20 protein-coding genes are annotated in these 25,337 nt (G+C 32.2%); 13 read left to right on the forward strand and 7 right to left on the reverse strand.

Annotation, left to right across the window (positions count from 1 at the left end; all coding sequences use genetic code 11):
• Positions 1–36 precede the first annotated feature (36 nt).
• The 5 genes from RMO53_RS04165 to RMO53_RS04185 form a co-directional block, all read right to left on the reverse strand.
• On the reverse strand, positions 37–408 hold the full coding sequence (locus RMO53_RS04165) for a GxxExxY protein (protein ID WP_310378326.1): 372 nt from the start codon (positions 406–408) through the stop codon (positions 37–39).
• Positions 409–516: 108 nt separating this feature from the next.
• The gene (gene miaB, locus RMO53_RS04170) at positions 517–1,956 is read right to left on the reverse strand and encodes a tRNA (N6-isopentenyl adenosine(37)-C2)-methylthiotransferase MiaB (RefSeq protein ID WP_310378328.1); all 1,440 of its coding nucleotides are present in this window, start codon (positions 1,954–1,956) and stop codon (positions 517–519) included.
• A 142-nt stretch (positions 1,957–2,098) separates the two neighbouring features.
• A complete protein-coding gene (locus RMO53_RS04175; protein ID WP_310378330.1) occupies positions 2,099–2,830 on the reverse strand; it encodes an MIP/aquaporin family protein in 732 nt (243 codons plus the stop codon).
• Positions 2,831–2,874: 44 nt separating this feature from the next.
• Positions 2,875–4,368, reverse strand: a complete 1,494-nt coding sequence (gene glpK / locus RMO53_RS04180; RefSeq protein WP_310378332.1) for a glycerol kinase GlpK — start codon at positions 4,366–4,368, stop codon at positions 2,875–2,877.
• An 18-nt stretch (positions 4,369–4,386) separates the two neighbouring features.
• Positions 4,387–5,967 carry a glycerol-3-phosphate dehydrogenase/oxidase gene (locus RMO53_RS04185; RefSeq protein WP_310378334.1) on the reverse strand — a complete coding sequence of 527 codons (1,581 nt, stop codon included), beginning with the start codon at positions 5,965–5,967 and terminating at the stop codon, positions 4,387–4,389.
• 179 nt (positions 5,968–6,146) lie between these two features.
• Between RMO53_RS04185 and topA the strand changes: the two genes are divergently transcribed.
• The 7 genes from topA (at position 6,147) to RMO53_RS04220 (ending at position 16,109) form a co-directional block, all read left to right on the forward strand.
• Positions 6,147–8,681, forward strand: a complete 2,535-nt coding sequence (gene topA / locus RMO53_RS04190; protein WP_310378335.1) for a type I DNA topoisomerase — start codon at positions 6,147–6,149, stop codon at positions 8,679–8,681.
• A gap of 1 nt (position 8,682) precedes the next feature.
• On the forward strand, positions 8,683–9,831 hold the full coding sequence (locus RMO53_RS04195) for a formimidoylglutamase (protein ID WP_310378336.1): 1,149 nt from the start codon (positions 8,683–8,685) through the stop codon (positions 9,829–9,831).
• 271 nt (positions 9,832–10,102) lie between these two features.
• Complete coding sequence (gene gldK, locus RMO53_RS04200; RefSeq protein ID WP_310378356.1) at positions 10,103–11,518, forward strand: gliding motility lipoprotein GldK; 1,416 nt, start codon at positions 10,103–10,105, stop codon at positions 11,516–11,518.
• 45 nt (positions 11,519–11,563) lie between these two features.
• A complete protein-coding gene (gene gldL / locus RMO53_RS04205) occupies positions 11,564–12,214 on the forward strand; it encodes a gliding motility protein GldL (RefSeq protein ID WP_310378337.1) in 651 nt (216 codons plus the stop codon).
• A 46-nt stretch (positions 12,215–12,260) separates the two neighbouring features.
• The gene (gene gldM / locus RMO53_RS04210; RefSeq protein WP_310378338.1) at positions 12,261–13,805 is read left to right on the forward strand and encodes a gliding motility protein GldM; all 1,545 of its coding nucleotides are present in this window, start codon (positions 12,261–12,263) and stop codon (positions 13,803–13,805) included.
• Positions 13,806–13,851: 46 nt separating this feature from the next.
• Complete coding sequence (gldN, locus tag RMO53_RS04215) at positions 13,852–14,742, forward strand: gliding motility protein GldN (RefSeq protein ID WP_310378358.1); 891 nt, start codon at positions 13,852–13,854, stop codon at positions 14,740–14,742.
• Between the two features lie 323 nt (positions 14,743–15,065).
• Positions 15,066–16,109 (forward strand): FAD-dependent oxidoreductase, encoded by a 1,044-nt coding sequence (locus RMO53_RS04220; RefSeq protein WP_310378340.1) that lies wholly within the window; start codon positions 15,066–15,068, stop codon positions 16,107–16,109.
• 5 nt (positions 16,110–16,114) lie between these two features.
• Here RMO53_RS04220 and RMO53_RS04225 read toward each other — a convergent pair whose 3' ends face one another.
• On the reverse strand, positions 16,115–16,468 hold the full coding sequence (locus RMO53_RS04225; protein WP_310378342.1) for a helix-turn-helix domain-containing protein: 354 nt from the start codon (positions 16,466–16,468) through the stop codon (positions 16,115–16,117).
• A 559-nt stretch (positions 16,469–17,027) separates the two neighbouring features.
• On the opposite strand from RMO53_RS04225, the gene RMO53_RS04230 reads away from it, so the two are divergent.
• The 5 genes from RMO53_RS04230 to RMO53_RS04250 all read left to right on the forward strand — a co-directional run bounded on the left by RMO53_RS04230 (position 17,028) and on the right by RMO53_RS04250 (position 24,345).
• A complete protein-coding gene (locus tag RMO53_RS04230) occupies positions 17,028–18,419 on the forward strand; it encodes a vitamin K epoxide reductase family protein (protein ID WP_310378343.1) in 1,392 nt (463 codons plus the stop codon).
• A 139-nt stretch (positions 18,420–18,558) separates the two neighbouring features.
• On the forward strand, positions 18,559–18,753 hold the full coding sequence (locus RMO53_RS04235; RefSeq protein ID WP_310378345.1) for a hypothetical protein: 195 nt from the start codon (positions 18,559–18,561) through the stop codon (positions 18,751–18,753).
• Positions 18,754–18,820: 67 nt separating this feature from the next.
• Positions 18,821–19,708 carry a hypothetical protein gene (locus RMO53_RS04240; protein ID WP_310378346.1) on the forward strand — a complete coding sequence of 296 codons (888 nt, stop codon included), beginning with the start codon at positions 18,821–18,823 and terminating at the stop codon, positions 19,706–19,708.
• A gap of 1,073 nt (positions 19,709–20,781) precedes the next feature.
• Positions 20,782–23,007: a peptidase domain-containing ABC transporter gene (locus tag RMO53_RS04245; protein WP_310378348.1), complete on the forward strand. Its 2,226-nt coding sequence runs from the start codon at positions 20,782–20,784 to the stop codon at positions 23,005–23,007.
• Positions 23,008–23,061: 54 nt separating this feature from the next.
• The gene (locus tag RMO53_RS04250) at positions 23,062–24,345 is read left to right on the forward strand and encodes an HlyD family efflux transporter periplasmic adaptor subunit (RefSeq protein WP_310378350.1); all 1,284 of its coding nucleotides are present in this window, start codon (positions 23,062–23,064) and stop codon (positions 24,343–24,345) included.
• A 101-nt stretch (positions 24,346–24,446) separates the two neighbouring features.
• On the opposite strand, the gene RMO53_RS04255 is transcribed toward RMO53_RS04250, so the two are convergent.
• Complete coding sequence (locus tag RMO53_RS04255; protein ID WP_310378352.1) at positions 24,447–24,821, reverse strand: DUF983 domain-containing protein; 375 nt, start codon at positions 24,819–24,821, stop codon at positions 24,447–24,449.
• A 72-nt stretch (positions 24,822–24,893) separates the two neighbouring features.
• Here RMO53_RS04255 and RMO53_RS04260 point away from each other — a divergent pair.
• Positions 24,894–25,337: ATP-binding cassette domain-containing protein (locus RMO53_RS04260; protein WP_310378354.1), on the forward strand; the 444-nt coding region annotated here is incomplete at its 3' end.

Below are 25,337 nucleotides of genomic sequence, written 5' to 3' on the forward strand. Positions count from 1 at the left end.
TTTTTGCCACAGATTAAAAAGATTCCCACAGATTTTTTAAAGTGAATATCTTTTGTATTGTAAAGATTTGGTTTGAAAATTAACTAATAATCCAATTTCTGAATCTGCAAGCTTTAAATAATTTAAAACTTGAGCAATATGCTCGTTAGAAAATTCTTTAACAGCTTTAACTTCTAATATTATATCTTCATTCACTATAAAATCCGCATAGAATTTATGAGGCAAAATTTTACCTTTATATTCAATCGAAAATTCTTTTTCTCTTTCGAAAGGAATGTTATTTTCTTTAAACTCAATTTCTAAAGCATCTTTATAAACTATTTCTAATAAGCCTGGACCAAGAATTCTATGGACTTCCATACAAATACCAATGATTTTATAAGTTTCTTGTTCTCTATAACCTTCCATTAAAATATTTTTACAGTTGATTTATTAAGGGTTTTTTTGCCACAGATTAAAAAGATTAAAAGGATTTCAAAAATCTGTGAGAATCTTTTTAATCTGTGGCTATTTTAATTAATTCATTTCAGAATACCCAACAGCAATTCCTTTCAAAGTTCCACTTGTACAGCTTTCGATTTTTACATTTACAAAATCGCCAATGGTATAATTTTCTTTTGGAAAAACTACCGTTATACTTTGTGAATTCCTTCCCGAAAATTCTGCATTTGATTTTTTTGATAACTTTTCGACCAAAACTTCCACTGTTTGTCCTATGAATTCCTCAGAGCGCAACCAAGCGTGTTTTTGCTGCAAATCGACTATTTCTTGTAATCTTCTTGCTTTAATTTCTTCGGTAACATCATCTTCCATTTTGCGTCCTGCCAATGTTCCTGGACGTTCAGAATAGCTGTACATGTAACCAAAATTATATTTTACATATTCCATTAATGATAATGTATCTTGATGATCTTGTTCCGTTTCAGTAGGAAATCCTGCTATCATGTCTTGCGATATCGAAGCATTTGGAATAATTCCTCTAATTTTATCAATCAAAGTCATGTATGCTGAACGTGTATGTAAACGATTCATTTCCTTTAGAATTCTATCACTTCCAGACTGAACTGGCAAGTGAATGTGTTTGCAAATGTTTGGATATTTCGCAATAATATGTAATACACTTTCGTGCATATCTTGAGGATTCGAAGTCGAAAAACGGATTCTCATTTTAGGGAAACCAATGGCTACCATTTCGAGTAAATTATCAAAATCTACTGCAGTTGCTTTTTGCATTTCACTTGCATTGATAAAATCTTTTTTTAATCCGCCACCATACCATAGATAACTGTCTACATTTTGACCTAAAAGCGTAATTTCTTTAAACCCTTTGTCCCACAAATCCTGAATTTCAGTCATAATACTTTGCGGCTCACGACTGCGTTCACGACCTCGAGTAAAAGGCACTACGCAAAACGTGCACATATTATCACAACCACGAGTGATAGAAACTAGAGCCGTAATTCCGTTACTCATCAATCGCACGGGAGAAATATCACCATAGGTTTCGTCTTTTGACAAAATCACGTTTATAGCATCACGACCTTCTTCGACTTCTAATAATAAATTGGGTAAATCTTTGTAAGCATCTGGGCCAACAACTAGGTCAACAATTTTTTCTTCTTCGAGGAATTTGTCTTTCAAACGTTCTGCCATACAGCCTAAAACACCCACTTTCATTTTCGGGTTAATGCGTTTTACGGCATTGTATTTTTCTAAGCGTTTGCGAATCGTTTGTTCTGCTTTGTCACGAATCGAACAAGTATTTACTAAAACTAAATCGGCTTCTTCTAGAATCTGAGTAGTATTGTATCCATTTGAAGATAAGATTGAGGCTACGATTTCGCTGTCTGAAAAATTCATTGCACAACCATAACTCTCTATAAAAAGTTTCTTACTATTCTCTGGTTTATATTCTAAAACCAAGCTTTCGCCTTGTTTGCTTTCTTCGTGTTCCATGATTATTATTCTGATGACAAAGATAATGCAATTTGGATAAATATGACAAGTTGTCAGACGAAGATTTAACACTATTTTATTAAATCCAAAACCCTCAAAACGGGCTAATACTTTGAAATAGTTAGAGCTGTTTTTGTGAGTGTTACTGCAATAATAGATACAATCCTGCAGCCAACCCTGCACCAATTATTGGACCTAAGACCGGAATCCACGAATAGGACCAATCACTACTTCCTTTTACAGGCAAAAGCGCATGCATGATTCTTGGACCTAAATCTCTTGCTGGATTAATTGCATAACCAGTTGTTCCTCCTAGTGAAAGTCCGATTGACCACACTAAAATCGCCACAGGTAATGCGCCAATTGCGCCAAGTCCAATGAGTGCTTTTGGGTCATTACTCAAAATAAGTTCTGGAGCTGTGAAATGGAATACAACAAATATTAAAACAAAAGCGCCAATGATTTCGCTGATTAAATTGGATTTGTTTTTTCTAATTGCGGGCGCATTGCAAAAACAGGCTAGTGTAAGGCCTTCATCTTCGGTACTTGCAAAATGATCTTTATAGCAGATCCAAACCAATGTTGCTCCAGCCATTGCACCAATAAATTGTGCAATAATATAGGTAATAACTTGGCTCCAAGCAAATTTTCCAGCAATTGCCAATCCAATTGTAACTGCCGGATTTAAGTGAGCTCCACTATAAGGTCCAGCCACAGTAACTCCAATAAAAACGGCAAATGCCCAGCCAGTAGTAATAACAATCCAACCTGAATTGTTGCCTTTGGTTCCTTTTAAAACAACGTTTGCAACAACTCCATTCCCTAATAAAAGGAGTAACATGGTGCCGATAATCTCTGCTATAAATGGTGTCATAATAATTTAAGATTTAAGATTTTTATTGAAATTGTTATTGATGTCTATTCAATCCAATTTTGGGTTCGTCCAATGGCTTTTTCCCAGTTTTGAATTAATTCAGTGACGGTTTCTTGACGCATTTCTGGCGAAAACACTCTGTCTATGGACCATTGTTTTTGCAGTTCGTCGCTGTTTTTCCAATAGCCAACTGCCAATCCAGCTAAATAGGCTGCGCCAAGTGCTGTTGTTTCTAATGTTTTGGGTCTTATTACTTTAAATCCAAAAATATCCGACTGAAATTGCATCAAAAGATTATTGGCAACTGCGCCACCATCAACTCTTAATTCTGTTCCTTTAGTGCCAGAATCGGCTTCCATTGCTTTGACTAAATCGTAAACTTGATACGCAATTCCTTCTAATGTTGCTCTTGCTATATGAGCATTTGTAGTTCCTCTAGTAATTCCAAAAATAGCTCCTCGAGCATATTGATCCCAATAAGGTGCGCCTAAACCAGTCAATGCTGGAACGAAATAAACGCCACCATTATCAGGAACGCTTGCAGCTAATGTTTCTATTTCGTCAGCAGAATTAATCATTTTTGCTCCATCTCGCAACCATTGAACCGCTGCACCACCCACAAATACGCTGCCTTCGAGTGCATAAGTTGTTTTACCGTTAATTTTCCATGCAATTGTTGTAAGCAAATTATTATTAGAATAAACAGGCTTATCTCCGGTATTCATTAGCATAAAACAACCCGTTCCGTAGGTGTTTTTTACCATTCCTGGTTGTGTGCATAATTGTCCAAAAAGTGCGGCTTGTTGATCACCAGCTACACCAGCAATTGGAATTTGTGTGGTAAATAAGGAAGGTGAAGTTTCGCCATAAATTTCGCTACTTTGTTTAATTTCGGGTAACATTGCTTTTGGGATTGTAAATAATTGTAATAATTCCTCGTCCCAATCTAGTGTATGAATGTTTAAAAGCATTGTTCGACTAGCATTAGAAACATCAGTCATGAAATTATTGCCATCAGTCAATTTCCATATCAACCAAGTGTCAACAGTTCCAAAACAGAGTTTTCCTTGTTCGGCTTTTTCACGTGCACCTTTGACGTTGTCTAAAATCCATTTTAATTTTGTTGCCGAAAAATAAGCATCCAAGACCAACCCAGTTTTTTGTTTAATTAAATCAATATGTCCTTGTGCTTTCAATTCATCACAGTAATTAGCTGTTCTTCGATCTTGCCATACAATGGCGTTGTATATGGGTTCGCTGGTTTCTTTATCCCAGACAATGGTAGTTTCCCGTTGATTTGTAATGCCAATTGCCGCGATTTCTTTTATGGAAATACCAGTTTTTGCAATGACTTCGGCAACAACACTAATTTGTGATGACCATATTTCGTTAGGATTGTGCTCAACCCATCCTGGTTCGGGGAATATTTGTTCAAACGGTTTTTGTGCTATGTTTACAATTGCTCCGTTGATATTAAAAAGAATGGCTCTCGAAGAAGTCGTGCCTTGATCTAGAGCAAGGATAAGTTTATTTTTCATTTTGTTAAAAATATAATTTTATAATTGAAATTCCTTTAAAAGAAATCCTTTTGCCAGAGATTTAAAAGTACTGATTTGATTTTGTTTCCAAAGTTCATCTTTACCCAATTCTTCCGCTAATAAATTGCCTACTTTTTCTGTACATTCTAAAGCTGCTCTAGCGTCTAGGAAAAGCAATCGCACACGTCTTGCCAAAACATCTTCAATAGTTCGAGCCATTTCATTTCGAATTGCCCAAACAACTTCCGCCATTGTATAGTCATAATTTGGATGTAATTTTTTGTTTAATTCAGGTTGGTTTTCTTGCAACCGCACTATTTCAAGAATATCTGTTCCGTAAATATACAAATGATTTTTTCGTTTTAAATCGCTTGTACTTGTATTTCCATGAATCGAAAGATGTTCCGTTTTGCATGCAATCTTTGGCAATTGATGTACAGTAATAGCTTTGTTGATAATGTCTTCGGCAATTTTTCTATACGTAGTCCATTTGCCTCCAGTTATGGTAATTAATCCCGTTTCTGAAACAATTATTTTATGACTTCTAGAAACTTCTTTGGTACTTTGACCTTTTTCTTCAGGCGCAGCTAATGGTCGTAATCCTGCAAAAACAGATAAAACATCGGCTCGGGTTGGTTTTTTTGACAAGTATTGTTGTGCGGTTTCGAGTACAAAAGCTATTTCTTTTTCTAATGCTATTGGTTCTAAACTGTGGCTTTTTATTAAAGTATCGGTTGTGCCAACAACAATTTTATCGTGCCAAGGTACAGCAAATAGTACTCTACCATCACTAGTTTTGGGAACCATTAATGCATTTTCACTCGGTAAAAATGATTTATCAAAAACCAAATGTATTCCCTGACTTGGCACAACATATTTTTTATAGGCTTTATCATTCATTTTCATGATCGAATTGGTAAAAACACCGGTTGCATTAATTATTGCCTTTCCTTTTAGTTCAAATTTTTCGCCTGATTCTTTGTTTTCAACTACAACACCAATGATTTGATGATTCTTGTCTTTTATCAATTGAATTACTTTGATATAATTTAAAACACAAGCACCATTTTCAATCGCAGTTTGAGCCAAGTTTATCGCCATTCGAGCATCGTCAAATTGACCGTCATGATAAACAACACCGCTTTTTAAGTCTCTTTGTTCGACAGTGGGAAGTAATTCAATGGTTTTTTTCTTGGAGATGTATTTTGATTTTCCAAGGCTCAATCGTCCTGATAATACATCATAAATGGTAAGTCCAATGGTGTAAAAATAACCTTGCCACCAGTTGTAGTTTGGAATTACAAAAGTCATGTTGCGAACTAAATGTGCCGCATTTTTAGCCATCAAACCACGTTCTTTCAACGCTTCTTTAACTAATGAAATATTACCTTGTTCTAAATATCGAACACCGCCATGAACTAATTTTGTGCTTCGACTTGAAGTTCCTTTGGCAAAATCAACCGCTTCGACCAATATTGTTTTGTAACCTCTGCTTGCCGCATCAACTGCTGTTCCTAGTCCACTTGCTCCACCGCCAATGATAATTACATCCCAGTTTTGAGTTTGTTGTAGTTTTGTTAATTGTTCTAATCGATTCATAGAATTGTTTTGACATGAATTACCAGTTCGTAAAGTAAACATAATGAAATATATGACACTAAAACAATTGATTTGAGTCATTAAATAGTATACAAAAGACAATAAATATTTTTAAAAATTAATTCAAAATCTCAATATTTAAAAAAATCCGCTACTTTTGTTGCAGAAACAAATCAACAATGGCAAAGAATTTAGTTATAGTCGAATCTCCTGCAAAGGCAAAAACAATCGAAAAATTTCTAGGAAGCGATTACCAAGTCGAGTCAAGTTATGGGCATATTGCCGACTTGCCATCTAAAGAAATTGGTGTTGATGTTGAGAATGGTTTCAAACCCAAATATGAAGTCTCGGCCGACAAAAAAGCGTTGGTTGCCAAACTAAGAACTTTGGCCAAAAATGCCGAAATGGTTTGGTTAGCAAGTGATGAGGATCGAGAAGGAGAAGCTATTTCGTGGCATTTATCCGAAGAATTAAAACTAGATAAAAGCAAAACCAAGCGAATTGTTTTTCACGAAATTACAAAAACAGCGATTCTAAAAGCAATTGAAAATCCCCGTGAAATAGATTATAATTTGGTCAACGCACAACAAGCTCGTAGAGTTTTGGACCGTTTAGTGGGTTATGAATTGTCGCCTGTACTTTGGAGAAAAATCAAAGGTGGACTTTCGGCTGGACGGGTACAATCGGTTTCAGTTCGTTTGATTGTAGAGCGCGAACGCGAAATCCAAAATTTTAATGCTGTAGCAACCTATTCAGTTGTGGCAGAATTCACAAATGAAGCAGGAAAAGCTTTCAAAGCGAAACTTCCTAAAAATTTTAATACTAAAAAAGAAGCCGAAGATTTCTTGAATAAGAATATCGGTTCTACTTATAAAGTTTCGGATTTAGAAACAAAACCGACCAAAAAATCTCCAACTGGACCATTTACGACTTCGACTTTGCAACAAGAAGCGGCGCGTAAATTGTATTTGCCTGTAGGAATCACGATGCAGCTTGCACAACGTTTGTACGAAGCGGGACTCATCACTTATATGAGAACAGATAGTGTGAATTTGTCCAAAGATGCGATGGAAGCAGCTCAAGCCGAAATCATCAAATCTTATGGTGCGGCATTCTCAAAACCCCGAACTTTTGTCAATAAAAGCAAAGGTGCGCAAGAAGCACACGAAGCCATTCGTCCTACAGATATGTCGCGACGTACTGTAAACATTGACAGAGATCAAGCACGTTTGTATGATTTGATTTGGAAAAGAACTTTGGCTTCACAAATGAGTGATGCCGAATTAGAACGTACCAATGTAAAAATTGAAGCCAATAATCAAAGCGAGATTTTTGCAGCTTCGGGTGAAGTATTGCTTTTTGAAGGTTTCTTAAAAGTCTATCTCGAAGGCAATGATGATGACGATGAAGAGCAAGAAGGCATGTTGCCAGCTATGAAAGTCAACGAAAAACTGCAAAATAATTATATCACTGCAACCGAAAGATATTCACGTGCCGCAGCAAGATATACCGAAGCTTCTTTGGTAAAAAAATTAGAAGAACTTGGCATTGGTCGACCATCAACGTACGCGCCAACCATTTCTACAATTATTAACAGAAATTATGTCGAGAAAGGAAATCTTGATGGTCAAGAGCGAAATTATACGCAACTGACTTTGCAATCAGGCAAAGTAGGCGAGAAGTTACTCAAAGAAAATACGGGTTCTGATAAAGGAAAACTAGTTCCTACTGATATTGGAACCATCGTAACGGATTTCTTAGTGAAGAATTTTGGAACTATTCTCGATTATAATTTCACTGCCAAAGTAGAAGAAGATTTTGATGAAATTGCCGAAGGAAATGTGAATTGGACTACCATGATGCAAGAGTTCTACGATAAATTTCACCCTAATGTAAAAGAAGTAGAAGCTAATGCTGACAGAGAAAGCGGCGAGCGAATTCTAGGAAAACACCCTGAGTCAGGAAAACAAGTTTCGGTTCGTTTAGGGAAATTTGGTCCAATGGCACAAATTGGAGAAGCCGATGATGAGGATAAAAAATTTGCCAGTTTAATGGCAGATCAAAACATAGGAAACATTACGCTCGAAGAAGTTTTGAATTTATTTTTGTTGCCCAAAAATCTCGGTACTTATAAAGGAGAAGAAGTTGAGGTAAGCAATGGTCGTTATGGTCCGTACATTCGACACGGAAGTGTTTTTGTTTCTTTGCCAAAAGGAGAAAACCCTTTAGAGGTTGATGTAGAAAGGGCACAAGAATTAATTGACGAAAAAGCCACAGCCGATGCGCCAATTGCAGTTTACAAAGGCGAAGGCGTTCAAAAAGGAACGGGTCGTTTTGGACCTTTTATAAAATGGAATAGTATTTTTATAAATGTATCAAAAAAATACAATTTCGATAATTTATCACAACAAGACATCGAAGAATTGATAGAAGATAAATTACAAAAAAACATCGACAAGGTGATTCATAACTGGGAAACAGAGGGAATTTTAGTTCAAAAAGCACGATGGGGAAGATCTGAAATTACCAAAGGAAAAATTAAAATTGAATTAAACAAAGATATTGATGCTTCAAAATTGACTTTGGAACAAGTTCAAGAAATGATTGCAAAGAAAACCCCAGCAAAAAAAGTGGCTGCTAAGACTCGAGGCAAAGCCGAACAGAGCGGAGCTAAAGCAACTGCTTCAAAAAAACCAGCTGCTAAAAAGAAATAGAATGGAATTTGATTTTCTAGAGCCTTTAGATACTGATACACTTCAACATTTTACAGCATTTTCTTCACAGCAATTGGGAAGCAAAGTGGTGTTTCATTCGGCAACTGATTTTCCCGATTTATCAAAAGTAAGTCTTGCCATAATTGGTGTTTTGGAAAATAGAGGAAACAAAAATCAAAAAACACCTATTGAATTGTTGCACATTCGAAAAGAATTGTACAGTTTATTTCCTGGAAATTGGGATGCTTCTATTGCAGATTTAGGCAATATTCTGGAAGGAAATTCAAAAGAGGACACTTATTTTGCTTTAAGAAAAGTCGTTTCTGGTTTAATCAAGAAAAAAATTGTACCCCTTATTATTGGTGGTTCACAGGATTTGACGTATGCACTTTATCGTGCGTATGACAATTTAGAACAAATGGTAAACTTAGTATCCATTGACAATAAATTTGATTTTGGTAAAGAAAGTGATCCTGTCTCTGCTACTTCCTATCTGACCAAAATAATTATTGAAGAACCAAACAATCTTTTTAACTACAGTAATATTGGATTTCAAACATATTATAATTCACAAGAGGAAATAGACTTGATTGATAAATTGTTTTTTGATGCCTATCGATTGGGAGATGTTGCTAACAACTTATCCATAGCAGAACCTGTTTTTAGAGACGCTGATATAGTGAGTATTGATTTGACAAGTGTGAAATCATCTGATTCTGGAAATTTAAACCCTTTTACACCCAATGGTTTTAACGGAAAGGAAATATGTTCTTTGTCGCGTTATGCAGGTATTAGTGATAAAGTTTCACTTTTTGGAATATTCAATCAAAACGATTCCAAACAAGAAGCAGTTTTAATTGCACAAATATTATGGTATTTTATTGAAGGTTTTCATTACAGGTCAAATGAGTATCCATTTGGGAGTAAGGATAATTATTTAAAATACATTATCCCATTAGATCAAGAATTAATTTTTTATAAAAGTAATAAGACCGATAGATGGTGGATAGAAATTCCTTTTATTTTGAATAGCAATAATAAATTAAAGAAGAACACGTTATTACCATGTTCTTATGAGGATTATCTTGGAGCTTGTAATCAAGAAATTCCGGAACGTTGGTGGAAGGCACAACGTAAGAATATTGTTTAATTTATCGATGAAATACATATAAAATGTAAGATAACTGCATTTTAACACAACAATTATTTCAATCAAAGTTAAGTTAAATATTACAAAAAAATAGAATTTTTGGTATTTTATCGTATTTTTATGCATTTTATCGATAAAATATTTTTTTATTTCCAATTTTAATTTTAGTTTTGGTCTGTGTAACAAATAGACCTAAAAATAATTGTTTTTTTAAATAATAATAAATAGGTTTACTCACAAAATAATAATGAAAAAAATAACCCAAACTTGTATGAAGAAGTTTATTGCATTTACAGCGATTTTAGCGTTACTAACAAGCTGTGCAAAAACAGGAGACAAAGGAGAATTAGTAGGAACCAGAGGTTCAAATTGGCATCCTGAAAAACCATTTGGAATGACATTAGTTCCTGGTGGCTCATTTATAATGGGAAAAGCAGACGATGATATTGCACACGTCGAAGATGCTACTACAAAAACAGTTACGGTTCGTTCTTTCTACATGGATGAAACTGAAATCACAAATAATGAATACCGACAATTTATAGAATGGGTAAAAGACTCCACTATGAGAGTTCGTCTTGCGATTGTTGCAGACGAAAACGGAATAACTGCCGGAACAACAGCTACAGATGCCAAAAAGGGTAAAGGAAAAGCTGCTGGTAGCATAGCAGATTACGCATTTAATGATAGCGATCCTGAAAAAATGACCGCTTATGATAAATACATGTACGACAACTATTACAGCGTAGATGAAAATCCTTATGCAGGACGAAGGCTCAATAAAAAGGTAAAACTAATAAAAGATACTCGGTTATATCCAGATGAATATTATGCTGAGGTCATGGATTCCTTGTACTTACCACAGGCGGAATCCTACAACGGATTGCGAACTATAGATGTCAACAAATTAAAATATCATTACTCTTGGATGGATATTCAAGCTGCTGCGAAAGCTAAAACAGGCAAACGTAGTGAGTTCATAAGAACAGAAGAGCCAACAGTATATCCTGACACCACAGTTTGGATTAAAGATTTTACTTATTCTTACAACGAACCTATGCACAATGATTATTTTTGGCATAAAGCATACGGAGATTATCCAGTGGTAGGAGTGAATTGGGATCAAGCAAAAGCTTTTTGTAATTGGAGAACATTGAACAAAAACAATTATATAAAATCTAAAAAGAAAGGACAAGATTTCATCAATGGATTTAGATTACCTACAGAAGCAGAATGGGAATATTCCGCTAGAGGTGGTTTAGAATCTGCAACATATCCGTGGGGTGGACCATATACTAAAAATGACAGAGGTTGTTTCTTAGCTAATTTCAAGCCAAATCGTGGAGATTATGCAGCCGACCAAGCATTATATACAGTAGAAGCAAAATCATACGAACCTAATGGATATAATTTATACAACATGTCAGGTAATGTTGCTGAATGGACGGATTCATCTTATGATCCAAATGCCTACGAATATGTGTCGTCAATGAATCCAAACGTACAAGATTATAGAAACAGACGAAAAGTAGTGCGAGGTGGATCATGGAAAGATGTTGCCTATTTCATACAAGTAAGCACAAGAGATCATGAATATGCAGACTCAGCCAGAAGTTATATAGGATTTAGAACAGTTCAAGATTATATGGGAACCCAAGCTACAGAAAAAATTAAAAAAAGAAGATAAAACTATTAAAATTTAACCTACACACTAACTAAAAAAATTAAAATCATGGCATTATTAAATAAAAAACAGATGAATTTTGCTTACGGAATGGGAGCAGCAGTAGTAATTATTGGTGCTTTATTCAAAATAACTCACCTAGAATTTGGTTGGGTAACTGGAAATCTAATGCTTACAATAGGACTTGTAGTTGAAGCTGGAATTTTTGCTCTATCTGCATTTGAACCAGTAGATGATGAATACAAATGGGAGAATGTGTACCCACAATTATTAGATGAAAAGGCATTACCTGTCAAAGCTAACAAAGTAGAGAATACTTCAGAAGCTCAAGGAATGTTATCTCAAAAATTAGATGCCATGCTTAAAGAAGCAAAAATTGATGGTGAATTAATGTCAAGTTTAGGAAACAGCATCAAAAATTTTGAATCGGCAGCCAAAGGAATTTCTCCTACTGTTGATGCAATCGCATCTACTAAAAAATACAGCGAAGAGTTAACATTAGCTGCAGCTCAAATGGAATCTTTAAACAGTCTATACAAAGTACAATTACAAAGCGCCGCTAGAAATGCTCAAGTAAATGATGAGGTTGTAGAGAACAATATAAAATTAAAAGAACAAATGCAATCCCTAACTTCTAACCTATCGTCTTTAAATAACGTTTATGGTGGAATGTTAACAGCAATGAATAATAAAGGATAATTAGTTCCAAACTATAACTATAAATAATAACTAATTATTAGAAAATATGGCAGGAGGAAAACTTACCCCTAGACAGAAGATGATTAACCTGATGTATCTGGTTTTTATCGCGATGTTAGCATTAAATTTGTCCAAAGAAGTATTATCAGCATTTGGAATTTTAAATCTTAAAATTATCGAATCCAATTCGATAAATGATGAAAGAAATGAAAAATCATTTGATCAATTAGCACAAAAAGCTCAAGATCAAGCAGGTCAATACGGTGACAAAAAAATAAAAGTTGAAAAAATAAGAGCAATTTCTAAAGAGTATTGCGATTATTTAGAAAGTATTAAAACAACAATTACTAGAAAAACCGATAAAGATGCCGAAGGAAATTTTCTTTATGAGCAAATGGACAAAGGCGATTTAGTGGATAGATTGTTTTTTAAAGGAGAAAAACCCTCTAAAGAAGGAAAAGAGTTTTTAGATAAAATTAAAAATTATACTTTTCAAATCAAGCAAATAGGAGGAAGTTCTATAGCTGAAATTGAAATGAATAAAATTGAAGCTAGATTTGCTACAAATCCAGTTAGATCTAAAACAGCAGGTGCTACTTTATCTTGGATAGATTATCACTACAAAGGGTATCCATTAATTGCAACAGTTACAAAATTATCACAATTGCAAGCCGATGTTAAAGCAACCGAGAGCGATGTAATGGCAGGAATGTTTCAATCTGATTTGATCGCAGCTGCATCATTAACAAAGTATAAGCCAATTGTTGTTCTTGAGAAATCAGTTTTCTTTCAAGGTGAAGCAGTAAAAGGAAAAATTATTCTGGGTAAATACGATGAAAAATTAATTGCCAAATCAGTAATTGTAAACGGTTCTAGTGTAAAAGCACAAGCAGGAGAAGCAAATTTTTCTTTTGGAGCAGGTTCAATAGGAGATCATCCAATAACTGGTTCTTTTAATTTTGAAGAAAATGGAAAATTAGTGCCATTGAAAATAGTTGGAAACTATGTAGTTGTTGCTCGACCAAAATCAGCTACTATATCTGCCGATAAAATGAATGTTGTTTATCGTGGTGTTGTAAACCCAATGACAATATCCTTTGCAGGAATTTCAGACGATAAAGTTTCAGCATCTGCTCCAGGATTAACAAAACTTGGAGGAGGAAAATACAGTATGACACCACAAGCTGGGACTCAAGTTGCAATAAATGTTACAGGTACACTTCCTGATGGAAAAGTATCGGACAGTAAAATCTTTAGAATCAAAGGAATTCCTAGTCCATCTGGAACAATAAGAGGAGAAATGGGCGTTGTAAAAGGTCCTAAACAAAGTTTAGAAATTTCAACAGTTGGAGCAAAATTAGTTGATTTTGACTTTGAAGTTGGTTTAGATGTTGTTGGTTTTAACCTTAAAATTTCAGGTCAACCTACAGTTGTTGTTCAAGGAAATAGATTAAATGCGCAATGTAAATCAGTACTTTCTAAAGCTGGAAGAGGCGATCAAGTTACTATTTCTGAGATTAAAACAAAACTTGTTGGAGCTGGAAGTTATTTGTTACCAAGAACTTCAGTAGTTATATACGAAATACAATAAAAAGGGAGTTATATAGTAACTCTGATAAAATTATACTAATACCATGATGAACGTAAGAAATTTTTTGCTCGCTATTATTTCTGTATCAGGCAGTTTAACCTCGGTTGCACAGTCTAATTTGCTCAACGCAAAAATACCTGAAGAAATAGGAATTAAGTCTGCAGCACAACTCATATCTGACAACGACAAACCATTAGAATACGGTTATGTTCATGATAGAGATGTTTTGATGGGAAAAACAGTATGGGAAATAATTGATTTAAGCGAAAGAATCAATTTTCCTTTATATTTCCCAATAGACACTGCAAATATTGGACCTGACAGACGCTCGTTATACGATGTTTTAATACGTTCAATGAAAAGTGGAGAATTAACCGAAGTCTATACGGATAGTTATTTCAATACCAAAAAGACTTTAAAAGACATTCAAGCTTCGTTAACTCGAATTGATACCACAGATGCAGGTAGAGAGCAAATCAATGCTGGAATACCAATTTCTCCAGAGTATATTATTCCTTATAATCTTACTTCCGAAGATGTAACACAGTTTAAGGTTAAAGGGTATTGGTATTTTGACAAACGTCAAAGCGAATTAAAATATCGTTTGCTAGGTATTTGTCCAGTGACTCCTGACGTATATACTATGAATAGCGACGAAAAAGATTATATCGACTTGTTTTGGGTATTTTTCCCCGACGCTAGAAATGTTTTACACGAAGCAAAAGCCTTTAATGACAAAAACTCATCGATGCCCATATCTTTTGATCAAATTTTAAATTCGAGGAAATTTAATAGTGTCATTTACCAAGAGGAAAATGTTTACGGCGATAGAGCTATTGTAAGTTATATGAAAGATAATGCGCAAAATCAACTATTAGAATCAGATAGAGTAAGAGAAAAAATCCGAAATTTCGAACAAGACATGTGGAATTATTAAATTTCATTTTATATAAAATTAGAAGAACTTCTGCCATTGGTAGAAGTTCTTTTGGTTTATTTCAATAATTACAATGATTTACTTTTGTCCCGAAGCATCAGGATTACCAATAAAGACTAACGTACTATTTGTCATTCCGAGGCACGAGGAATCTCATCTTGTTGCGCACATTTGTTGGGATTGCTTCGCCTGTTCGCTTTGCTCGAGTCTTCCTGAGCAAAGCTCGAAAAGGCGAAGCAATGACAAAATGATAGAAAACAATTCCATTAAATATAAAGAAAATACTATTAGTTTTCAATTTTCTCTTTAACTTCCAACTTCCAATGATTGATTATTTAATAATAGGTTCTGGGTTAGCAGGTATTTCATTTGCAGAGATAGCCTTTCAAAACGGTAAATCTATTTTGGTAATAGACAATAATTCACAAAAATCCTCTAAAATTGCTGGTGGTTTGTACAATCCAGTAATTTTAAAACGGTTTAGCGAAGTTTGGCAAGCCAAAGAGCAGTTAGCCGTAATGAATGATTTTTTTACGGTTTTAGAAAAAAAACTAAACGTTCAATTTGATTTTAAGACTCCAATTTTAAGAAAATTTTTCTCTATCGAAGAACAGAATAATTGGTTTGCAGCCTCTGATAAAGAGAACTTGGCACCGTTTTTATCAACGAATTTGATTCTAAAAAAATATACTTCTATTGATTCCCCTTTTGGATATGGCGAAGTTTTACATACCGGATATGTTGATACTGCTTTATTGTTGAATAGTTATAGAGCTTATCTTGTAAACAATCAATTGTTTCTTGAGGACTCTTTTGATTATAATGCATTGAAATTAACTACATCTGGAATTCAATATAAAGAAATCAAAGCGAAGCATATTATTTTTGCCGAAGGTTTTGGGATGCATGCTAATCCTTATTTTAAAAATTTGCCTTTAGATGGGACAAAAGGAGAGTTGTTTATTATAAAAGCACCACTTTTAAATTTAGATGTAATTGTAAACACCAGTGTATTTATTCTGCCATTGGGGAATAATTTATTCAAAGTGGGTGCAACTTACAATTGGAAAGATAAAACAGACTTACCAACCCAAGAAGGTAAAATAGAATTAATCGAACGGATAAAGGAGATTATCACCTGCGAGTTCGAAATCATTGAACATTTTGCCGGTGTTCGCCCAACGGTTAAAGACCGAAGACCATTAGTAGGAACACATGCTGAACATAAATCAATTCATATTCTTAATGGTTTGGGAACTCGCGGCGTAATGCTTGGTCCATCTATGGCAAAAGCATTATTCGAAAATATAGAATATCAAAAACCTTTAGATAAAACAATTGATATTCAAAGGTTTGATAGAAAATAGATGATTTATTTTTTGTCTAACTCATTTTTTAACTGTTTGTTCTCTTCCTCCAATTTTGAATTATATTTCAGGACAATTGTATAAACCTCTTGAGGAATGTTAACGTACTGAATTCCAATAGCATTGTCATTAAAAGTACAGTTTTCATTTTTTATAGCAATAGGAATATTTTCATCTTTAATTTCCTCAACAGAAACCTCTAAGGTCTTGGCTATTCTTGCCCACTCCTCATTGCTTATTGGTGATTTACCTCGCTCTTTGCGGGAATAGGTGGTTTGCTCCATCGGAATTTTTTTTGCCATTTGTTCTTGGGTAATTCCTTTTGTTTTGCGTATGGTTATTAGTTTTTGATGTTCCATAATGAGAGGTTTTATACAAACAAAGATAGTTCTTTTTTCTTTTTATGCAAATTTAAGCACAAATAAGCGCTTAAATATATCCTATGAAATTTTTATGTTACTGTTTTTGGTGTTTAATTTAAACGCATTTTTACTAAAATTATTCTTACATTCGTTTTGAAAGAATCAAAGTGTAAGTTGTAGATTTTAGAGATGGATTTTTGGATGATTTTGGAGAAACAAAAAATATTTATTAATTATCTAAAAAAAAGCAATTGATTATTAGGTTTCGAGTTCGAAAAAAGTTTAGATTTTAAATCTAGATTAAAGCTTTAAGTATTTTAAAATTTAGTTAGGCAAACTCCTATAACTCAAATAATTTATATTTTTATTTATTTAAAACGTCAAAATCTTGAACACATCAATTACAAGCTTGCCGAATTTGTATTTACAAGTGTCAAATTATTCTATTGACAGCAAGACATTTGAATTACAACTATTAACCCATCAAGACTTCCCAAGTTTAAAATCAATATCCGACACATTCGACTATTTTGGTATTGAAAATATGGTAGCAAAAGTGCCTATTGAAGCAATAACTGAACTACCTGAAAATTTTATTGCCCTACTAAAAAATGACAATGATGTAAATCCTTTTCTAGTAAGAAGAAAGAAAGATTATTTTGTGGTCGTCAATCAAGATTTAGAAAAGCAAAAAATGTCTTTTGATAAATTAAAAGAAGTTTGGAATAGTGTCATTATAGTCATTGAAACAAAAGAACAAGAAGAAAATCCTAATAAACTAAAAAAAGAATATTTATTATTTTGCATTTTATTATTATCTAGCATTATTCCTTCGATTATAAATTTTAATAAATATTCAATTCTATTTAATGTTTTTACATTTATTGGGTTTCTAATTAGTTATTTAATAATCAAAGGAACTTTTGGGATGAATAACAAAAGAATAAATAAATTTTGTAGTTCAGTTTCTAAAAATCAAGGCTGTAGTAATGTAATAAATAATACAAAATCAAAACTATTTAATATAATTTCTTTAAGCGATGCTTGTATTGTTTATTTTTCCTCAATATTATTATTTTCTATTTTTGTTGAATTCAATGTGAGTTTACTCTTTCTAATTTCAATTTGTAGTATACTTGTCATGATTTACTCATTATATTATCAAGCATTTATAATAAAAGATTGGTGTGCTTTGTGCATTGGAATATCAGGAATTTTAATTATTCAATTTTTGATTTTATTATATAATTTTGATTATTTCATTTTTGAACTATCTATAATTTCAAAAGCGATTATTATTGTAACTTTTATATTTACTTTATGGCATACAATTAAAGATATACAAATCAAAAATATAAATTTAGAGTCTACAAAATTCGATTTTATAAAATTCAAAAGAAATAAAAATTTATTTAACGAATTACTATCAAAAAAAAAATTAATAAATAATGATGTATTACTTGATAGTGACAGAATATTTTTTGGTTCAAAAAAGCCAAAGTTAGTTATCATTGCGATTACAAACCCATTGTGTGGATTTTGTGCTGAATCATTTCAAACCTACTATGAAATAGTAAACAAATATGAGGATGTACAAATAAATTTTATTTTTTCATTATTTACAAACGACCCCAATAATCCAGCCTATAAAATTTTATATTCTTTTTTGGAATTATATAAAAGGAAATCAAAAAAGGAGGCAATAGAAGCTTTAAAAGAATGGTTTGATTATAAGGATTTTAATAATTGGATTAAAAAGCACAAACAAATTGTAGCACAAAATCAATATATAGATGCTATTTTAAAAAGCCATCTGGACTGGACTATTCAAAATAAGATTCATCAAACTCCCACAACTATTATAAATAATTACTACTATCCAAATGAATATAATATTAATGATATTTTTTACTTCATAGATGATATGTTATTAGAAAACAAAACTTAGAATCTATTTTAAAATAGATAAAAAATATTCTTGCAAGAGTAGTCAGAAACTCAACTGACTTAAAATAGATTGAGATAAACAAATTTTTATACTTTATATTATGTTAAAAAACATTTTAAATTTAGAAGGAGTTGTTCTTTTGTCAAAGGAACAACAAAAAAACGTTAATGGTGGAATAAAAGTTACAAACCTTGAGTGTACAGGGGAAATTATTGAGTATAACGGTGGTGTGGTAGCTGAAAAATGTACTTGGGATGTTAGACCTTCTTTTCTAGGGATTGGCTTTGGTAGTTGGGAATCAACTTCTGGACCATGTCCTATAGGAGCTTGCTAAGTAATATTGGGGATGATCAGTCATCCCCAATATCTATCACTTAAAATAATTAAAATAGTTGAATATTATGAAAATATTAATTTCTTTTTTAAATTTTTTTACTGTAATTAGTTTCTATTCTCAAAATAACAAAATCATACAACTCATAAATAAAAATGATTCTACCGCAATTGAATTTGCTAATATTTTTATTGAAAACAAGTTTATTGCTAATTCAGATGATATAGGAAATTTTTCAATTGATTTAAAGCAAAACTTTACAAGTATAAAAATTTCACATGTTAATTTTGGTGATATTTTTTTCACCAAAGATGTTTTAATTAATTCTGATAAAATCTATATTGAAGAAAAAACTAATAAATTAGAAGAGGTAAAAATTATAGCTCAAAAAAAGATTAAAAAATTAATTTTTCCAGAAAAAAATATTTTAAGTTTAAAAACAGATGGAATTAGTTTTCCATATAATTTAGAAGTTGCAATATATGTTCCTAATGATGATTTGCTAGAAAATTATTTTATAAAAAAGATAATTATTAAGACAGCGAAAAATCAATTTACTAAAAGTAATGCCACTAAATATGTTCCTTTTGAAGTTAATTTATATAGTGTAGATTCAATAAAAGGGATACCTAACGAAAAGATTTTTAATAATAATTTTCTTGTCTCAAGAAATAAAAGTGAAGAGGATGTTACTGTTAATTTAAGTCGTATTTCAAAAACTAAATTCACAAAAAGAGGTATATTCATTGTTATTGGTCTTTTTGATGAGGAGTATTACAAAAAAATAGGCTACACCGAAAAACCCTCATTCAAAGCAGTAAGAAGAAAAAACAGTTCAAATTTTAAAGAGTATCATCGTTGGTTAGTTAACGGAAAAAAAGGAGATTGGAAAGAAGCAAGGTATAGTAAAATCTATTTACAGTGTTTTAATTTTGGCTTAGAAATAATAAAATAAATTTATGAAAAGATAAATAACCTAATAAAGCTAATTCTTGAAGTTGGAATTTGCTTAAAACTATATGACCAAACAAAAATTATAGATTTAAATTAGGTAACAAAGAATACATTACCTTTTTCTATAATTATTTACAAAGATAATTTGGGAACATATACAAATGATAATGAAATATTTAATTAGACCTCAGTTTTGATAAATTTATAATCAATTCAATTGGTTCTAAAGAATTAAATTTAGATGTTAATGAGATTAAAAATACACTTGTGATGTCTATTAAACCAATAAATTTAGCTGAAATTATAGTTAATTAAATACATAAAAAATTTTCCTTCACAAAAGTAAAAATGAAAACAAATAATGATTTACTCAATAGTTATCTCCCATTTGCTGGGAACTAAATATCTACACTTATTTAGGAAATTTAAATTCCAAAAAACACATTTAACAAATGTTATAATTCGAGCAAACGCATCAATATTAAAGAAGCCTAATTAAGATTCTACAAAAGTAAGAGAAGTTAACGAACCTTTTTGCAGTATCTTTCAGATTAAGTTTTATCAAAATGAAAACGGACATCCCAGCAAACTTTTAAATTATGACCCGACCATAATAAATATTACACAAAAAAATGTTAAATATTTTGAAATAGATTTTTCAGAAAAAAAATAATTGTGCTAGGTGGAGAATTTTTTTTTTTGATTTTGGTAATTGGTAGAGCTGACGAAAAAAACAATTTAATTCTTGAAAATCTATATAAAGAGAAATTTACTCAAAATGGATTAATTTGAATTGGTTTATCAATTAGACCATTAATTCCAAATAACAGAAGATTTAGAATGAAAAAAAACTTTCATGCGTTATCGATTTAAAATAGATGAAGGTGTAAATTGGTCTGTTTGTGCTATATATATATATATATATATATATATTCAAATTCAAAATAAAAAACCATAAGGACTTAATCATGGTAACTGTGATGGATTAAAAATTTTTAATTAATACTTTGTCTTTTTGTTAAAAAGGTTTGATAGAATTCCTCGTAAATTTATATGATAACTTTAAAATAATAAATGACAAATTTTACTTTTTACAAACAACCTGACATTAAAGACTGTGGACCAACTTGTTTAAAAATCATTGCCAAGAATTATGGCAAAACTATTAATATTCAACAATTACGTCTAATTTCAGAAACAACACGTGTTGGTAGTAATTTGTTGTTTTTGAGTGATACTGCTGAAAAAATTGGTTTTCGTTCATTAGGTGTAAAACTGAACTTAAACAAATTACAAGAAGCACCTTTGCCATGCATATTACATTGGGATAAATCACATTATGTAGTGTTGTATAAAATTAAAAAGGGAATTTATTATATTTCTGACCCTGCAATTGGATTGTTAGAATATAATGAAACAGATTTTCTGAAATTCTGGATTGGAAACAATGCAACAAAAACTATGGAAGAGGGAATTGCATTATTACTAGAACCAACACCAAAATTTTATCAAACAGAATTTGAGAGTGAAGATAAAAAAGGATTTGGTTTTTCTTTGCTGTTTCAATACATATTCCCCTACAAATCATTTGTCATCCAACTTATTATTGGCTTGTTGGCTGGCAGTTTATTGCAGCTTATTTTTCCGTTTTTAACACAAAGTGTTGTTGATGTTGGCATTCAAAATCAGAATATTCATTTTATTTACATGATACTGTTTGCGCAGTTGTTTTTATTTTTGGGTAAAACCGCTTTAGAGCTTATTAGAAGTTGGATTTTATTACATCTTTCTACTAGAATAAACATATCGTTGATTTCTGATTTTTTTATTAAATTAATGAATTTGCCTATTTCGTTTTTTGATGTGCGTATGACTGGCGATATTATGCAACGTATCAATGACCACCATAGGATTGAAAGAATATTGACTACCTCATCTTTAAGCGTTCTATTCTCATTAATCAATATGTTTATAATGGGAGGCGTTTTGGCTTATTATAATTTGAAAATATTTGCTGTATTTTTTACAGGAAGTTTTTTATACTTCTTTTGGGTCATTTTGTTTTTGAAACGCAGAGAAAAATTAGATTACAAACGTTTTGCAGCTGTTTCGCAGGAACAAAGCAAAGTTATTGAGCTTATTAATGGGATGCAAGAAATAAAATTGCATAATGCCGAAAAACAAAAACGATGGGGTTGGGAATATGTTCAAGCAAGGCTTTTTAAAGTTTCTATGAAAGGTTTAGTATTAGAACAAACTCAAAACATAGGATCTAATTTTATTAATGAAATAAAAAATATTATAATAATTTTTCTTTCTGCGAAATTAGTTATTGATGGGCAAATTACGCTGGGAATGATGCTTGCCATTAGTAGTATTGTAGGAAGTTTAAATGGTCCTATTTTACAACTTATTAATTTTATCCGTGAGGCTCAAGATGCCAAAATATCGTTAGCCCGTTTATCAGAAATACACGAGAAAGAAGATGAAATTCAAAAAGATGAAACTCAAACACACGATATACCAAAAGAGGCTGATATAGTATTAAAGGATATAAGTTTTAGATATATCGGCTCTGATAATCTTGTTCTAGAAAACTTGAACTTAATTATTCCTGCTAACAAAGTAACTGCAATTGTTGGCACTAGTGGAAGCGGTAAAACTACTTTAATGAAGTTGTTATTGAAGTTTTATGAGCCAAATAGTGGAGAGATAGGACTTAGGTGCAAATCTGATGCGATTTCTCCTATCAACGCAATGACAAATTTGCAGAACATTGCTCAAAAAACTTGGCGAAACCACGTAGGAACCGTGATGCAAGAGGGTTATATTTTTAATGATACCATTGCCAATAATATTGCGATTGGAGTTGATATAATTGATAAAGAACGATTGGTTTATGCTGCTGATGTGGCTAATATTGCAACTTTTATTCAAGACTATCCATTGGGTTATAATACCAAAATCGGAATGGAAGGAGTTGGAATGAGTACCGGACAAAAGCAACGATTGTTGATTGCAAGAGCGGTTTATAAAAATCCTGAAATGTTGTTTTTTGATGAAGCTACTTCTGCTCTTGATGCTAATAATGAAAAAGAAATTATGGAGAAACTCGATATTTTCTTCAAAAATAAAACTGTTGTTGTCATTGCGCATAGATTAAGTACCGTTATGAATGCTGACCAAATAGTGGTTTTAGAAAAAGGAAAAATTATTGAAATAGGGAATCATAACGCGTTAGTGAAATTGAAAGGAAGTTATTATGAATTGGTGCGTAATCAGTTGCAGTTAGCCACATAAAATAATAAGAATGAAAATTAACAATTTTTGATTTCAGATTTAAAAAATAAAAGAATGTCAGACGAAAAAGAAATAGAATTAAGAAGCGAAGAAGTACAAGAAATCCTAACACGAGTTCCGCATTGGATGATTCGTTGGGGTTCAATTATGGTTTTACTCATTTTATTGTTATTGTTTTTTGTATCGTGGTTGGTTAAATATCCTGATATTATTTCGACGCAAATCATGATTACCACCAATATTCCACCCGAAAAATTAGTGGCAAGAACTTCAGGAAAGTTGGAAGCTATTTTGGTAAATGACAAAATAACTGTTTCTAAAAACACACCAATTGCTGTTATAGAGAATTCGGCTAATTACAAAGACGTATTTCTACTGAAAAGTATTATTGATACAATCGACATTGATAAAAGTAAATTTCCTTTTGAGAAATTAAAGTCGGCTCAATTGGGCGAAATTGAAAGTTTTTTTGCTGTTTTTCAAAAAGAAAGTGTCGCCGATGATTTGAATGCTAAATTACAACCTTATCAAGTAGACGGATCAGCTCAACACTATGAAATTATTCAACTTAAAGAGCGATTGAGTTTGTTAGAATCGCAAAGAAGCATTAATCAAAACGAATTGGTTTTACAAAAAAGTGATTTAGATCGTTACCAAGGTTTATTCAACAAAGGTATTATTGCAACACAGGAATTAGAAAAACATAAATTATCTTACCTACAAGTTGAAAGAAATTATAAGAGTTTGTTAAGCACTATTTCTCAATTAAAATCGTCTTTAAACGAGTTAAATAGAAACTCTAAAACTACCAAAATCAATGAAAGTAAAGAGAATGTAAATTTAGAACGCAATGTAATACAAGCTTTTTATCAACTCAAAAAAGCGATTAAAGATTGGGAGTTGAATTATGTTTTACGATCGTCGATTGACGGGAAAGTTAGCTTTTTACAACTTTGGGCAGAAAACCAAACCGTAAACGCTGGCGAAAATGTATTTGCTGTTATTCCAACAAACGAAAAAGACCATGTAGGTAAAGTAAAAGCCCCGGCACAAAACTCAGGTAAAATAAAAATTGGGCAAACTGTTAATATCAGATTGGTAAATTATCCAGACCGCGAATTTGGAATTATTAAAGGAAAAATAAATGCTATTTCCTTGACGCCTGACAAAGATGGAAATTTTTTGATTAATGTATCTTTGCCAAACGGATTGCATACTTCGTATAAAAAACAAATTGTTTTCCAGCAAGAAATGTCAGGAACTGCCGATATTGTTACCGAGGATTTACGGTTGATTGAACGATTGTTGTATCAGTTTAGAGATGTTTTTAAAAGATAAATGCTCTAGCCCTGATGGTAGCGACATCCTTTTGTGCCAGGGTTTGGCACAAAAGATACAGCGAACAGCAGGAAAAAGCTTCTAAAAAACCCTACCTACTTTTATAAATCGGGTTTGTAAGCAACAAACATATTGATGTAAATGTTTCGAGACCATCTCAAAACAAAAGGAGCTAAAACAATTAAGGATAGTATTATAGAAATAAATGAAAATTTCAAACTCGATTCAAAGATGAGTTTTGTAACAATAAAAGTGGCAATTCCTAACGCCACATTCAGTCCATAACTTACATACATTGCTCCATAAAAAAACGAAGGCTCAATTTGATATTTCAAACCACAGTGGCTACAATTTTCGTTCATTTTTAGCAAATTTGAAAAATGCAAAGGGTTTTTGTCCAAATACATGCTTTCTTTTTGACATCTTGGACAAGTTCCTGTTAAAATACTATATAATTTGGATCCTTTTTTTAACATTTGCAAAAAATTTTAATTTTCCTTTTTTCGAGTTACAAATTTACGTTTTCAGAAAGGATAAAATCACAATAAATGCTTAATATACACAATCTGTCAGTTTCTTTTGGAGGAACATATTTGTTTGAAGAAGTTACCTTCAGAATGGGTGCTGGTGATAGAGTTGGACTTGTCGGAAAGAACGGTGCGGGAAAATCAACGATGCTCAAAATTTTGGCTGGAGATTTCAAACCTGATTCGGGTCAAATTGCTACCGAGAAAGAAGTTCGCATTGGTTTCTTGCGTCAGGATATCGATTTTGAACAAGGACGAACCGTACTCGAAGAAGCCTATCAAGCCTTTACCGATATACAAGAAGTAGAGAAAAAATTGGTAGAAATAAATCATCAACTTGTTTCCCGAACTGATTATGAAAGCGAAGCCTATTCTCAAATTATAGAAGACTTATCCGATTACACACACCGATTTGAATTGCTTGGTGGTTACAATTATGTAGGCGATACCGAAAAAATTCTTTTG

This window comes from Flavobacterium sp., from assembly GCF_031409475.1.
Lineage (GTDB): Bacteria > Bacteroidota > Bacteroidia > Flavobacteriales > Flavobacteriaceae > Flavobacterium.